The sequence below is a fragment of the Carnobacterium divergens DSM 20623 genome (genome assembly GCF_000744255.1).
GTDB classification, from domain to species: Bacteria; Bacillota; Bacilli; order Lactobacillales; family Carnobacteriaceae; genus Carnobacterium; species Carnobacterium divergens.
The window spans coordinates 2,150,702-2,165,547 of sequence record NZ_JQLO01000001.1 but is presented as its reverse complement, the minus strand read 5'-3'; the positions used below and the strand labels follow the sequence as shown (position 1 = coordinate 2,165,547).

Annotated in this window: 14 protein-coding genes; 12 read left to right on the top strand and 2 right to left on the bottom strand. The window is 35.6% G+C overall.

What is annotated here, in order from left to right; translation table 11 throughout:
- Positions 1-11: 11 nt before the first annotated feature.
- The 7 genes from iolB (at position 12) to BR52_RS10315 (ending at position 8,287) form a co-directional block, all read left to right on the top strand.
- Positions 12-833, top strand: coding sequence for a 5-deoxy-glucuronate isomerase (iolB, locus tag BR52_RS10345; protein ID WP_208854071.1), 822 nt, complete (start codon positions 12-14; stop codon positions 831-833).
- 19 nt (positions 834-852) lie between these two features.
- Positions 853-1,818, top strand: coding sequence for a 5-dehydro-2-deoxygluconokinase (gene iolC / locus BR52_RS10340; RefSeq protein WP_034572366.1), 966 nt, complete (start codon positions 853-855; stop codon positions 1,816-1,818).
- 17 nt (positions 1,819-1,835) lie between these two features.
- On the top strand, positions 1,836-3,749 hold the full coding sequence (iolD, locus tag BR52_RS10335) for a 3D-(3,5/4)-trihydroxycyclohexane-1,2-dione acylhydrolase (decyclizing) (RefSeq protein WP_034572364.1): 1,914 nt from the start codon (positions 1,836-1,838) through the stop codon (positions 3,747-3,749).
- A 39-nt stretch (positions 3,750-3,788) separates the two neighbouring features.
- A complete protein-coding gene (locus BR52_RS10330) occupies positions 3,789-4,796 on the top strand; it encodes a Gfo/Idh/MocA family protein (RefSeq protein ID WP_034572361.1) in 1,008 nt (335 codons plus the stop codon).
- A 33-nt stretch (positions 4,797-4,829) separates the two neighbouring features.
- Positions 4,830-5,858 carry an inositol 2-dehydrogenase gene (gene iolG, locus BR52_RS10325; RefSeq protein ID WP_034572358.1) on the top strand — a complete coding sequence of 343 codons (1,029 nt, stop codon included), beginning with the start codon at positions 4,830-4,832 and terminating at the stop codon, positions 5,856-5,858.
- A 28-nt stretch (positions 5,859-5,886) separates the two neighbouring features.
- On the top strand, positions 5,887-6,780 hold the full coding sequence (gene iolE / locus BR52_RS10320) for a myo-inosose-2 dehydratase (protein WP_034572355.1): 894 nt from the start codon (positions 5,887-5,889) through the stop codon (positions 6,778-6,780).
- Between the two features lie 76 nt (positions 6,781-6,856).
- Positions 6,857-8,287 carry a sugar porter family MFS transporter gene (locus BR52_RS10315; protein ID WP_051915705.1) on the top strand — a complete coding sequence of 477 codons (1,431 nt, stop codon included), beginning with the start codon at positions 6,857-6,859 and terminating at the stop codon, positions 8,285-8,287.
- Positions 8,288-8,351: 64 nt separating this feature from the next.
- Here BR52_RS10315 and BR52_RS10310 read toward each other — a convergent pair whose 3' ends face one another.
- Together BR52_RS10310 and BR52_RS10305 are read right to left on the bottom strand one after the other, a co-directional pair.
- Positions 8,352-9,134 carry a (S)-acetoin forming diacetyl reductase gene (locus BR52_RS10310; protein ID WP_034572352.1) on the bottom strand — a complete coding sequence of 261 codons (783 nt, stop codon included), beginning with the start codon at positions 9,132-9,134 and terminating at the stop codon, positions 8,352-8,354.
- A gap of 464 nt (positions 9,135-9,598) precedes the next feature.
- Positions 9,599-10,255, bottom strand: coding sequence for a cyclic nucleotide-binding domain-containing protein (locus BR52_RS10305; protein WP_034572349.1), 657 nt, complete (start codon positions 10,253-10,255; stop codon positions 9,599-9,601).
- A gap of 102 nt (positions 10,256-10,357) precedes the next feature.
- Between BR52_RS10305 and BR52_RS10300 the strand changes: the two genes are divergently transcribed.
- The 5 genes from BR52_RS10300 (at position 10,358) to BR52_RS12880 (ending at position 14,821) form a co-directional block, all read left to right on the top strand.
- The gene (locus BR52_RS10300) at positions 10,358-11,872 is read left to right on the top strand and encodes a glycosyltransferase family 39 protein (protein WP_034572345.1); all 1,515 of its coding nucleotides are present in this window, start codon (positions 10,358-10,360) and stop codon (positions 11,870-11,872) included.
- A gap of 53 nt (positions 11,873-11,925) precedes the next feature.
- Complete coding sequence (locus tag BR52_RS10295) at positions 11,926-12,507, top strand: class F sortase (RefSeq protein ID WP_034572341.1); 582 nt, start codon at positions 11,926-11,928, stop codon at positions 12,505-12,507.
- A 13-nt stretch (positions 12,508-12,520) separates the two neighbouring features.
- Positions 12,521-13,792 carry a glycosyltransferase gene (locus BR52_RS10290; RefSeq protein WP_034572338.1) on the top strand — a complete coding sequence of 424 codons (1,272 nt, stop codon included), beginning with the start codon at positions 12,521-12,523 and terminating at the stop codon, positions 13,790-13,792.
- A gap of 16 nt (positions 13,793-13,808) precedes the next feature.
- Positions 13,809-14,588 carry a carbonic anhydrase family protein gene (locus BR52_RS10285; RefSeq protein ID WP_034572335.1) on the top strand — a complete coding sequence of 260 codons (780 nt, stop codon included), beginning with the start codon at positions 13,809-13,811 and terminating at the stop codon, positions 14,586-14,588.
- A gap of 65 nt (positions 14,589-14,653) precedes the next feature.
- A complete protein-coding gene (locus tag BR52_RS12880; RefSeq protein ID WP_156099056.1) occupies positions 14,654-14,821 on the top strand; it encodes a hypothetical protein in 168 nt (55 codons plus the stop codon).
- The last annotated feature ends 25 nt before the right edge of the window (positions 14,822-14,846 follow it).

Sequence of the window (14,846 nt, the reverse complement as noted above, 5' to 3'; positions counted from 1 at the left end):
AGGAGATGCTGATGATGCCAAACTTGAAGTACCAACCGATAAGCGAAACATTAAGTTCAGGTGTTCAACTCGTTCAAAAGATTGATACGAAAAACTCACCCTTACATTACGTCCAATTAAAGATTTTAGAAATGGAATTGAATTCTAGTTACGAAGAGTCGTTAGCTAAGCAAGAAGTGTGTATTGTAGCCTTGACGGGGAAAATAACGATTACTGATTTTACACAAACATTTAAAAAAATAGGCACAAGAGGATCTGTTTTTGAAAAAATACCAACAGATAGTGTGTATATTTCCAATAACCAAACTTTTAAAGTAACAGCTGAATCAAAAGCAAAAGTCTTGATTGCATATTCGCCTTCAACTAGACAATTGCCTACAAAGCTGATTGCGGCAAAGGACAATACAATTGAATACCGTGGCAAGTATCAAAATAAACGACTTGTTCACAATATTTTACCTGATGATAGTCCGATAGCGAATAGTTTATTAGTCGTTGAGGTATACACAGATGGAGGAAATTGGTCAAGTTATCCACCTCATAAACACGATCAAGATAATTTGCCTACAGAATCTTTATTAGAAGAGACTTATTATCATGAAATGGACCCACCACAAGGGTTTGTTTTTCAAAGAGTGTACACAGATGATCGTTCAATTGATGAAACAATGACGGTGGAGTGTGGCGAAGTAGTCGTGGTTCCAAAAGGCTATCATCCGGTATCTGTCCCAGATGGATACAATTCCTACTATTTAAATGTAATGGCAGGCCCAACTAGAAAATGGCAATTTCATAACGATCCTTTTCATGAATGGATTTTGGATCGAAAATAAACTAAAAGGAGCAAACAACATGACGCAAACAAAAGAATTTGACATTATTGCTTTAGGGCGAGCATGTATTGATTTAAATGCAGTAGAATACAATCGTCCAATGGAAGAGAGCATGACTTTTAAAAAATATGTTGGAGGTTCTCCAGCAAATATTGCAATAGGAAGTTCAAAACTTGGAGTGAAATCCGGTTTTATCGGCAAAATTCCAGATGACCAGCACGGTCGATTTATTAAAAAATTTATGTCAGAAGCTGGGATTGATACAAGTGAGATGGTGACTGATCATGAAGGACACAAGTCAGGTTTAGCATTCACTGAAATCAAAAGTCCATCAGAGTGTAGTATTTTGATGTACCGTGAAAATGTAGCAGATCTGTTTTTAAAACCAGAAGAAATTAGTGAAGATTATATTAAAAAAACCAAAATGTTGCTAGTGTCAGGAACCGCGTTAGCTATGAGTCCATCACGAGAAGCAACTTTGAAAGCGATTTCCATCGCTCGGAAACACAACATTCAAGTGACGTTTGAATTGGATTACCGTCCATATACATGGAACAATCCCACCGAAGTTGAAATTTACTATTCCTTAGTTGCTCAACAGTCGGATATCGTGATTGGTACAAGAGATGAATACAATCAAATGGAAGGACTAGAGAAAGGAGACAATCAAACGACTATTTCCAATCTGTTTAAACATCAACCCAACTTAATTGTGATTAAGCATGGGGTAGAAGGTTCCTATGCCTATACAAAAGCTGGGGAATCCTATCGTGCTGGTTCTTATAAAACAAATGTCCTGAAAACCTTTGGTGCAGGAGACTCCTATGCAGCAGCATTCTTGTATGCAATAAGCGTAGGAAAAGAAATTGAAACGGCATTGAAATACGGAAGTGCCTCGGCGGCTATTGTCGTAAGCAAACATAGCTCATCTGAGGCTATGCCGACAGTTGCCGAAATTGAAGAATTAATTCAAGCACAATCCTAAGTAAAGGTGGAAACGCGATGAGTAAAAAAATCAGATTGACTACAGCGCAAGCTTTAATCAAGTTTTTAAATCAACAATATTTACATGTCGATGGAAAAGAATTTCCTTTTGTAGAAGGAATTTTCAATGTTTTTGGACATGGAAATGTATTGGGCATCGGCGAGGCACTTGCCGAAAACTCCGGACATCTCAAAGTGATTCAAGGGAAAAATGAACAAGGAATGACTCACGCAGCAGTTGCTTATAGCAAGCAAAAATTACGCCAAAAAATATATGCAGTAACTGCTTCTGCTGGTCCTGGTTCAGCAAATATGATTACAGCAACGGCTACCGCATTTGCTAACAACATTCCTGTTTTAGTACTACCTGCAGACACCTTTGCTAGCCGACAACCAGATCCTGTTTTACAGCAATTAGAACAAGAAAGCAGTGGGGCGACTACAACAAATGATGCATTTAAGGCTGTCTCGCGCTACTGGGATAGAGTGCAACGACCTGAACAGTTAATGAGTAGCTTATTACGGGCCTTTGAAGTGATGACGAACCCAGCAACGGCAGGACCTGCAACGATTTGTATTTCTCAAGATACGGAAAGCGAAGCCTATGATTATGACGAAGAATTTTTCAACAAACGCATTCATTATCTCAATCGCCAAGTACCAACGGATAGAGAATTAACAGAAGCAGTAGCTAAAATTCGTCAAAGTAAAAAACCAGTTATTATTGTTGGCGGAGGTGCTAAGTATTCAGAAGCACGCGAAGAGTTGATGGAACTGTCAATTCGGTGCAATATTCCTTTAGTTGAAACACATGCTGGAAAATCCACTGTGGAAGTAGGATTTGAAAATAATTTAGGTGGAACAGGTGTACTCGGAACAATAGCAGCCAATAAAGCCGTTCGACAAGCAGATTTAATTATTGGAATTGGAACAAGGTACACAGATTTCACCACTTCTTCAAAGACGGCTTTTAACTACCAGCAAACAACATTTTTAAACATCAATATAAATCGCATGCAAGCGTACAAATTTGATGCTTTTCAAGTGGTGGGAGACGCAAAAGCCACCTTGCAAGAACTAATTCCACGGTTAAATGGCTATCAAACAGCTTTTGGTAACACAATCTCTGATTTAAAAGCGGAGTGGCTTATTGAACGAAATCGGTTAAGAGAGGTTCGTTTCAACAAAGAGCAATTTGATCCTGAAATCAAAGGGCAATTCGATCAAACAATCCTCAACGAGTATTCAAAAGCATTAAATACAGAACTTACTCAAACAAGTGCCTTTATCGCTATCAACGATACTGTTGCAAAAGATAGCATTGCTCTTGCAGCCGCGGGCTCCTTACCTGGAGACATGCATCGCTTATGGAACGCAGCGGTTCCAAATACCTATCACTTGGAATACGGTTATTCTTGTATGGGCTACGAAATCAGTGGCGCATTAGGTGCTAAACTAGCCCACCCAGAGCAAGAAGTGTACGCAATGGTAGGTGATGGTAGCTTTTTGATGCTTCACTCAGAACTTATAACCTCTCTACAATATGGCAAAAAAATCAATGTAATGCTGTTTGATAATTCAGGTTTTGGATGTATTAATAATTTACAGATGGATAATGGCAGTGAAAGTTACAACTGTGAGTTTCGAACTAGCGATAATCAAATTATGAACATTGATTACGCCAAAGTGGCAGAAGGATATGGAGCAAAAGCATATCGTGCAACTACTAAAGAAGAGTTGGTTTTAGCAATTGAAGATGCAAAAAAACAAACCCGCTCAACGCTGATTGAGATGAAAGTATTGCCTAAAACGATGTCAGATGGTTATGACAGCTGGTGGCATGTAGGGGTTTCTGAAAATTCCGAAAATCCAAGTATTGAAGAAGCCTATCAGCGAAGTCAAGCAATGTTAAAGAATGCTAAAACCTACTAAGTCATTAAAGTTTAGATAAATTCAAGGGAGGAAATACAAATGGATTTAAGAATCGGAGTTATTGGAACAGGGGCAATTGGGCAAGAGCATATTCAGCGCTTAAATCATAAAACACAAGGGGCGCATGTTGTCGCCATCTCAGATATTAATAAAGAAAAAGCAACGCTACTTGCTAAGGAAATTGGTGCAAAATTTTATGAAACAGGGGAAGCCTTGATTGCGGATCCAGAAGTAGACGCTGTTGTAGTGACTTCATGGGATCCCACACATGAACAATATGTTTTGGAAGCTATTAAACACAATAAATATGTATTTTGTGAAAAACCGTTAGCAACTGATAGTGAGGGTTGTCGTAGAATTGTAGATGCGGAAGTGGCTAATGGAAAAAAATTAGTTCAGGTTGGTTTTATGCGTCGTTACGATCGCGGATACATGGAGCTTAAAGAAGTGATTGAAAATCGACAACTAGGAGAACCGCTGTTGTTGCATTGCGCACATCGGAATCCAACGGTGGACAAAAACTATGAAACTCCGATGGCAATTATCAATACTGCTATTCACGAAATTGATGCGTTACGATGGTTATTACAAGAAGATTATGTTTCAGTCCAAGTGATTTTGCCTAAACAAACAAGTTACACACATGAAAAATTACACGATCCACAAATGGTAATTCTTGAAACAAAATCAGGTATTCATATCGATTTAGAAGTATTTGTAAATTGTCAATTTGGATATGATATTAAGTGTGTAGTAGTGTGTGAAACGGGTGAAATTTCATTAGAAGATCCCTCGTATACACGCGTAAAAGCGAAAGGAAAAGATTACACAACGGTTTCACCAGATTGGCAAAGCCGATTTATGGATGCGTATGATGAGGAATTTCAATTATGGATTCATTCGATTCAAGCAGATGCCATTACAGGTCCAACTGCTTGGGATGGATATGTTGCCTCTATTACAATGGTCGCTTGTGGAGTTGCTCGTGAGTCAGGTGAGCGAGTAGCTATTTCATTAGATAGCTGTCCAACCTTGTACCAAGCTTAGTCAATAAAAAATAAGTTATTGAGGAGAACCGATATGGAAAAAGTTAGAGTAGGAATTGTGGGACTAGGGCGATTAGGAAAAATTCATGCTAAGAATTTATCTGAAGCGATTCAAGGCTGTGAACTGGTAGCGGCATGTAGTGTTGTGCCAGCCGAACTAACGTATGCAGTTGAAGAATTAGGCGTTCAAGAAACGTTTACGGACTATCAAAAAATGGTAGAAAGTCCTTTCATTGACGCCGTATTTATTGTTTCACCTTCTGGTTTTCACTGCGAGCAAATTCAGGTAGCGATGGCTCATGGAAAGCATGTATTTAGCGAAAAACCTATTGGCTTATCCATTGCAGATATCCAACAAACCGTCAATGTCATCGCAGAACATCCGTCGCAAGTGTTTATGTTGGGCTTTATGCGTCGCTATGATGAGTCCTATCAGTATGCAAAAAAGTTGGTAGAAGCTGGTGAACTAGGAGAGATTACATTAGTTCGTTGCTACGGAATTGATCCTAGTTCTGGGATGGAAAGTTTTGTTAAATTTGCAGGCGCAAGCGATAGTGGTGGCTTATTCGTTGATATGTCAATTCATGATATTGATTTGATTCGTTGGTTTACAAAAAAAGAAGTAAGTAAAGTTTGGGCGATTGGGAAGAATGCCGCATACCCAGAACTAGATAAAGTAGGAGAACTTGAAACAGGGGCGGCGATGATGCAACTAGAAGATAACACGATGGCGCTTTTAGTCGCGGGTCGAAATTGCCAACATGGTTACCACGTAGAAACAGAATTGATTGGAACGAAGGGGATGTTACGAATTGCAGCAGCACCAGAAAAAAATCTGGTGACGGTTATGAATCAAGAGGGCGTGGTTCGTCCTTGCTCACAAAATTTTCCTGAACGATTTAGAGAAGCCTTTATAAATGAAGCTAGAGAATTTATTCAATGCATTCAAGAAAAGAGACAACCAGAAGTCAATGCATTTGATGGACTACAGTCAACACGTATTGCACTAGCCTGTAAAAAGTCTTGCGAGACAAATCAGCTAGTCGACATATTGAAGGATTGAAAAAATAAGCCAATAGGAGGAACAATGAATGAACGATTCAAACATAACATTAGGCATTGCGCCAATAGCTTGGACAAATGATGACATGCCTGAACTAGGTCAAGAAAATACATTTGAGCAATGTATTAGTGAAATGGCATTGGCAGGATTTGTGGGTACAGAAATTGGCAATAAATACCCAAAAGAACCCCATAAATTAAAGGAAATGTTAGATATTCGAGGATTATCTGTTGCAAGTGCGTGGTTTAGTTCCTTTTTAACAACAAAACCTTTTAGTGAAACGAAGGAAGCGTTTATCAAACATCGTGATTTTTTACATGAAATGGGCGCAAAGGTAATCGTTGTTTCAGAACAAGGGAACAGCATACAAGGAGAAATGACAACGCCACTTTTTTCAAAAAAACCGCTCTTCACAACAGAAGATTGGGAGAATGTCACAACAGGTTTGGAACGATTAGCTGATTTAGCCAAAGAAAAAGACATGTCGATTGTCTACCATCATCATATGGGGACAGGAATTCAAACAACCGAGGAAATCGATCAGTTGATGGAAATGACTGATCCTCAAAAAGTCTTTTTACTATTCGATACGGGTCATTTAGTTTTTTCAGGAGAAGATCCATTGACAATTTATCAAAAATATCAAAGCCGCATTAAGCACATTCATTTTAAAGATATCCGTCAAAGTGTGGCAAATGAGGTCAGAAATACGCCCATCAGTTTTTTAAATGCAGTAAAAATGGGTGTCTTTACCGTTCCAGGAGATGGAATGATTGACTTTTCACCAATTTGGAACGCTATAAATGATAGCGGATACAAAGGCTGGATTGTAGTAGAAGCAGAGCAAGATCCTGCACTTGCCAATCCTTTTGAATATGCAGTTAAAGCAAGAACTTATATAAAAAATACCTGTGGGTTGTGACCAAATTGGACTAGACTCTGATTAAGAGCTAGTCCAATTTTAAAAAAATTCTCTTTAATGCGAAAGGAGCACTACAATGGCAAGGAAAGTGGAACACGGAAATGAAGAAATCACGACTAAGCAAGTCAATAAAAATATGAAAGTTATTGCGCTTATTTCAACTTTTGGTGGATTGCTATTTGGGTATGATACAGGAGTAATTAATGGCGCGTTGCCTTTTATGGCGAAACCAGATGAACTCAATTTTACACCAATGGTTGAAGGGTTAGTGGCAAGTTCATTAACATTAGGAGCTGCTGTCGGTGCACTAGCAGGTGGTCGTCTGTCCGATAAATATGGTCGACGCAAGGTTATTATGTATCTCGCTATTTTATTTTTTATTGCTACATTAGGATGTACGTTCACCCCAAATGCTGAAGTGTTGATTTTATTTAGAACAATCTTAGGATTAGCCGTGGGCGGGGCGTCAGTAATTGTGCCCACCTTTTTAGCAGAAGTTTCACCCGCTGATAAACGAGGGAAAATTGTAACCCAAAATGAATTTATGATTGTATCGGGTCAGTTTTTAGCTTTCACTTTTAATGCTATTTTAGGAACAAGTTTTGGTCATGTCTCTAATATCTGGCGTTATATGTTAGTTTTAGCAACGATTCCAGCAGTGATTTTATGGTTTGGCATGATGGTTGTCCCAGAATCACCAAGATGGTTGGCAGCTAATGGAAAAATGAGTAAGGCACTTGAAGTGTTACGTAAAATTAGATCATCTGCAGATGCAGAAAATGAGCTTGAACAAATTCAAATTTCATTGCGTGCTGAAAAGGAAATTAAAGTCGCTTCTTTTAAAGACTTAAAAATTCCATGGATTCGTAAATTAGTATTGTTAGGTGTCGGATTAGGAATTATGCAACAAATTGCAGGAATCAATATTATGATGTACTACGGAACCACTATTTTAGAAACAGCAGGATTCGGCCGAAATGCGGCTTTAACTGCTAATATCGCTAATGGTGCGATTTCAGTAATAGCCACTATCGTTGCCATGTCAATTATGAATAAAGTAAAGCGGCGGACGATGCTTCTGACAGGTTTAGGTGGAACGACTGCTACGATGTTGTTGATGTCGTTGGCCACTAGCTTTTTAGCAAATTCCCCCATGTTACCTTACGTTACAGTTTGCTTAACAGTCATTTTTCTAGCATTCTTCCAAGGTGCTATCGGGCCGTTAACATGGCTATTGCTTTCTGAAATATTCCCTGTTCGTTTAAGAGGAATGGGAATGGGTTTGGCAACGTTTTTCTTATGGATTGCTAATTTTGGAGTGGGCTTCTTTTTCCCAATCATGTTAGCTTCACTGGGATTATCAAAATCCTTCCTAGTATTTGTCTTCTTAAATGTACTTTCTTTCCTATTTGCAGCGAAATTTGCTCCGGAAACGAAAGGAAAAACATTAGAAGAAATTGAATTAGATTTTAAATTTGATAAAAATTTTAAAGAAAGTAATATGTAAAATAAAAGCATCTTGGCTAAAACCTTCTATATTATATAGAAGATTTTAACTAGATGCTTTTTTATTAATTAAAAACCATACCGCCATCAATCAAGAGTGATTGACCTGTCATATAGTTAGAGTCAGGACCTGCTAAATAAGACACGCAAGCCGCCACATCTTCTGGTTCAGATAGACGTTTTAAGGTAATATTTTGAGCGAATTGTTCCATTCCCCATTCAAAAGATTTTCCAGCATTGTCTGCTACTTCTTGTGCGATATCGTTCATCATTGGTGTTTTTACAATCCCTGGGCAAAAAGCATTGACCGTAATGCCAAGAGGGGCAAGATCGCGAGCTGTTACTTGAGTGATTCCACGAATCGCAAATTTGCTACCACTATAGACGGTTAATTCAGGATTTCCCACATGTCCAGCTTGAGAAGAAGCATTAATGATTTTTCCACCATGACCTAATTTTTTGAAAGCTTTAACGGCTGCTTGAGTTCCCCAGATTGTGCCTGCAACATTGATATGAAAAACTCTATCAAATAATTCAGGTGTAATGCTTTCAAGTGGTGTAGTTGGCCCAATACCAGCATTATTAACCATCACATCAAGTCCACCGAGTTTTTCAACACATTGATTAACGGCTTTGAAAACATCTTCTTGATTAGCGACATCCACTTTAATTGCGACAGCTGTACCATTATTTTCATTTATTTCTTTGGCAACTTCTGAAGCAGTATCCATATTAAAATCGGCAATCGCTACTGAAAAACCATCTTTTGATAATCGTTCTGCAATCGCTTTTCCGATTCCTTGTCCAGCTCCCGTAATAAATGCAACTTTGTTAGTAGTTTTACTCATTTTACATATCACTTCTTTCTTATTATATAATAACATTTTACTACTATGTAGATAAGTTATCAAGTGAAAAGAATCACAATAAGTGTTGACGGTTACTACTTTTTTCAAGCGCAAAGAGTCTTATTAAAAATACGATTGTTGTCTTTTTTATTTAAAGAACCGTGATTAAAAATCAAAAATCTGTTCACATTTCTAAAACAAATGTTTCTTTAAGAAAGAGTAGAGGTTTCTTTAAATGATAAGATAAAAGTATAAAAGCTTAAGATATTGATTAAATTTAAAAACTAAAGGATTAGAAAAAAAGGAGTATCAATAACTTTGATAAATAGACTATTAGCTAGAAGATACTATCTGTATCTCATAGAAGAAACAACTGTACATCAATCAAAAAAATGAATTAAATTATTTGTAGTAGAGAAAAAATAACTCTATATAGACAATAGAAAGGTTAATTAGATGTTTTTTTATTGAGTAAAGATGAAATTTAATAACAAGGGCATGTTAATGACTTGTTGATTATTAATGATATTGAGATCTCTCAATTTTTGAAACGATTCACTTGTTCGTGCTTGCCCTGTTCCGCTATACTCAGCAACTGTTTTTTGATTAATAAATTTAGGTAAGGGATAATAATTTTCCTGCAATCCAGGATAAAGAGTATAGATAATCGAATAGAGAGCATTAGCTGTTTTTACTACAGGTGGTTCATTTATAATAAACAATTTTTTACTTTGGTGAACATATTTTATAATCATGGCTTCATAAAAATATTGGAATTTTAATGGATTTAAATGAAGATGGTTTAAGAAATACTCTCGATCGACAAAATAAACTTCAACAGACTCCATAGCGACGACACGATAATCGAATTGCTCGGGAATAGAAAAAAATTCCAATAAATTTTCTGGGGTCAATAAATAATTAGGTGTAGCAAGTTCACGGCTACTCCAGTTCCCTAGCTTATCTAATGCCTGAATGATGGCAGTTCCTGATTTTATAATTAAAAGTTCATTGGTATCTCCATGATAATAAAATTTAGTTCCTTTTTTAAATTTCTTTAACCGATAGTAGTCCATTTTTTTATCGGATTTCAAGTCTAAAGCTTCAACAATATTTATCAAATTAACACCTTCTTTTTTATATTATTATTCTTTTTTATAATAACATGAAAAAGAATGATTAAATTATATTTTTTAAACCTTTAAAGAATGGATGGGTTAATAATGCAAAAACTATTTTTGAGATTGCCGGTTTTATTAGTTTTTTTTCTTTTTCTTATTAAATTTTATGATAATTTAAAAAGAATTGTAGCGGGGGAGGATCTGCTTTCGTGGTCGAGTAGCTTACTATACAGTTTGTATATTATTTTGTTACTTGCTTTGGGCATTGGGTTAGCAAAACTATATAAATTAAAGAAAAGTTATTTTTATCTAGCCTTAGTGATTTTAGTAATTGTTCCGAGAGTTGTTTGGATAATCGCTTTTCCGACACATCCAACATCTGATTTTTATTTGTATCATTTAATTGCAAGTTATCGAGCAGATGAAAATTCATGGTCTATTCTTTATGACAAGGATTTACTAAACTACTCTCCTTTTTTTACTCATATTTTGTCTTTTTCAACAGTTCTGTCTTGGGTGTATCAGATTTTTGGGAAGTCGGTCTTTTCAGGCCAATTTTTTAATATTTTAGCTACTTTAGTAGGGTCAATTTATTTTTTTAAAGCGAATTTTATTTTATCTAATAGATATGTTGCATCAATAGCAACCATGTTTTTCTTATTTTCTCCAGCTTACTTTATGTACAGTACCTTGATTGTAACGGAACCTTTATTTATGTGTTTGATTGCAATAGCAATTTATTTTTGGGTTTTACTTTATAAAAGTCCTGAACCTAATTGGATTTTATCAATAGGTGTTGGATTTTCAATGGTTGGGGCTAATTTGATTCGACCTAGTGGTTTTTTAATTTCGCTTGTTTTTGTTGCTAGTATGATGATATGTAGCAAAAAAATTATTCTTTCACTAAAAAAAATTATTCCAGGTATGCTAATTTTTCTAGCTTTTTCAATTGCTACACCGATTATTAATAAAGTTGTTTACCCTTTTCCAACGGCCTCTACATCTGCTGGTTATGGTGTGTATGTTGGTGCCAATGAAAGTTCTAGTGGAACGTGGACTGAAGAAGATAAGGACTATTTCTGGGAATTATATAATGATCTCCCTGTTAATGAGGTGAGTTCAGTCATGATGAAAGCAGGTATCGATAGATGGGTGAATATCTACAAGGAAGGTCGTTTAATTTCTTATTTGGTCACTAAATTCAAGATATTTTCTGACGATAGTTATGGCTATAATTGGACGATTTATAATGATCCTGAAAATTTTCCGCTTAATTCTAGAAGTCAATTTACGGGATTTAGCTACTTTGTAGACAGTTTTCTGTTAATAATGAGTTTTCTAGCATGCGCCCTTGCATTATTACTTCGTAAAACAAAAAAAATCTATTTATTTATTGTCTTAGAATTTGGTTATACTTTAGGGTCTTTGTTGATTGAAGTACAAGGTAGATACCATGTACCTTTACTATTTGTTAGTACTACTTTAACAGGATTTAGCTGTTTTTACCTTTACAAGTTAGTAACATCTAAAGGAAGTTTGCTAAAATCATCTAAGCTTAAAGGTAAAGCGAAAAAAAACAAAAAGAAATCACGTTTTCTTTCTTTAAGAAACTCATAGGAAGCTAATTTGCCTATATTATAAGGAAGTAAATAGAGGGTAGGTTCCTATATATGAAAAAAATTATTTTATTAGGAGTGTTAATTAGCATACTTATTTTTGGCTATTATTTAAAAATTGGAAATAGCTTGAAAGCCAATTTTAAAGAAGAGGTAACAACTAAAAAAGTTGTTAGGGGAGAGAAAGACGAGGATGTGATTGACTCCACTCCCAATAAGCTTATTTTTATTGAGGAAGGAATTGGGTTGCCCATCACTGAAACATCAATTGATGTTAACAAGCGAATGGTTGTGCCGCAAGGCCTTAAGGTGGCCGGATGGTTAAAGACAAGCCCAATTCCTGGAAATGTAGGAAATTCTTTGATTGCCGCTCATCGGGACTGGAATAACAAACTAGGAGCTTTTAAATACTTGGAAGATATAAGAATTGGAGAAACAGTAATAATTGAGTATGAAAATGAAGAACATAGGGAATTTAAAGTAGTAAATAAAGAAATTATAGATATAAACAAAAAACCGAATGCAAAAATTGAAATTAATAGTAATAAACGAATGATTACCTTAATTTCTTGCACAGGATCTTTCGATTCTAAAATCAAAAGTTATACACAGCGAGCGTTAGTAACGCTCGAGTAACAAGGAGGAAAATATGCAATTAATCATTCATTTAATATCATCATTTATAGTAGGTGTTTTTTTCTTTTATATTATTTTAATGATAATCATGCCTGTGCATAAAGAACCTGTAAAGAAGAAAAAAGTTAAACAACTCTACTACGTCTTCTTGATACCATGTTTAAATGAAGAAAAAGTCATTAAACGAACTATTTATAACTTGTTAAAATTACGATATAAAAGAATGATGATTATCCCTATCGATGATGCCTCAGACGACCGAACAGCTAAAATAATTGAAGGCATAAAAGACAAACGTGTCCGTCTTTTAAAAAGAACAAAACCAAATGCACAAAAAGGGAAGGGCGCGGCATTAAATGATGCCTATAAGAGAGTATTAAAGAAAGCCAAATCCTTAAATATGGAAAAAGAAGTAGTGATTGCTATTATTGATGGCGACGGAAGATTAGGGACGAATGTAATTAGAGAAGCAAATCGAGCATTTTCTAATAAAGCAGTTTGTGCTGCACAATGTCGAGTGCGTATTATCAATACTCAACACATTCTTCCTTTTTTACAAGACGTTGAATTTTTCACGATGATTTCAGATATTCAAAATGTTAGAAGTTATATCCAAAGCGTTGGGTTAGGAGGAAATGGACAGTTTACAAGGTTAACAGCTTTAAAGGCCTTAGGAAAAGAACCATGGGGAGATAGCCTATTAGAAGATTATGATATGACCCTAAGGCTATTGTTGCGAAATGGAAAAATTAGTTACTTATCGAATGGAACGGTCTATCAACAAGGTCTTTCTTCAGTTAAAAAGCTGATCTATCAACGGAGTCGTTGGGTGCAAGGAAATATTCAATGTTTGAAATATCTTAAAAAAGTAAAAAAATCGAAACGATTGAAAAAAGAGGCGAAGTTAGATATATATTATTTTTTGGCTCAACCATTTATCAATTTAATTGGAAGTATTATATTTTTCATGTCATGGGTATGGATTACTATATCCTTTATTCAAGTAATTAAATTATGTATTGAGGGAACATCTAGTTGGATCAGTTTGTTTCTTTATCTAGGTCTTTTGATTTTAATCACATCACTACCAGGATTTGTATTTACAATACGTCATTACTTTAATACAAATCATATTCGAGCACAAAAAGGCAATACCTTTATAGAATGTTTTTTTGCAGGATTTGCAATGACTGTATACAACATTATTACAATACCTAGCGTTTGGATTGCGTTTAAACGATATCTATTAGGTGAAAACAGCTGGTTGAAAACAGAAAGAGAATAATAGGGGGAATTTTAGTATGAAGAAGAAAGTTTTATTTACATCGATTGTCGTAACATTGTTAGTTTTAGTAGGTTGTGGGAAAACCAATGAAGCCGCTAAATCAAAAGAAAACGTAGAAGAAAGTGTTTTAGATTGGTCTTACAAAGGTGAAAAAGGACCGGATAATTGGGAAAAGTTAAATAAAAAATACGAACTAAAATCAAAAAAGAAACAATCACCAATTGATATCTCAAAAGAGGCAAAAGTAGAGACACTCGCACCAGAAGCGATTAAATTTCAACCAGGATACTTTGAATTATTACGTCAAGACCAGCAATTAACACTCACGCCAATGCCTGTTGAAGGAAAAGAAAACATTCTTACATTCAACGAAGAAGATTATTTGTTAACGGCAATCAATCTACATGTTCCTAGCGAGCATAAAATACAAGGAAAGCAATACGATGGCGAGTTGCAACTAAAATTTGAAAGCAAAGAAAAAAAGAATTTAATTATGGCAGTGATGCTTGAAGAAGGCGAAAAAAATTATGCTTTAGACCAAGTTAGCAAGGAAATTAATAAATTAAAAAATAATAAAAAAGTAAAAACAAAAGAGCCAATAAGCACACTAGCATTGATTCCACAAAATAGAGACTATGTTGCATACCAAGGTTCATTCACAGCGCCACCAACAACGGAAGGCGTTCAGTGGTTCGTTATGAAGAATGCCATTACGTTAGAAAAAAATCAGTTAAAAGAGTTGAAAAAAGTATTAAAAGATAACGTTCGCCCAATTCAAAAACAAAAAGCAAACTAAACTTTTTTAGGTTTTTAGGTTCACCCTTTAAAAACCTGAAAAATAAGAATAGGGGAGTGATAAAGATGAGTTCACCAAGTTCAAGTGTTTTGTTGCCTTTTACAGGTGGTGGAATGACGACGGTAGGACTAATTATGGGGGGCTATCCAATGAGGGTTGTGATAGGAGCTGCTGTATTAGCCATTGGCGTTGGAGCTGTTTTAGTTGTTAAAAGTAAACTTGTAAAAAAATAAAGTATCTTGTTTTTTAGATTGAGGA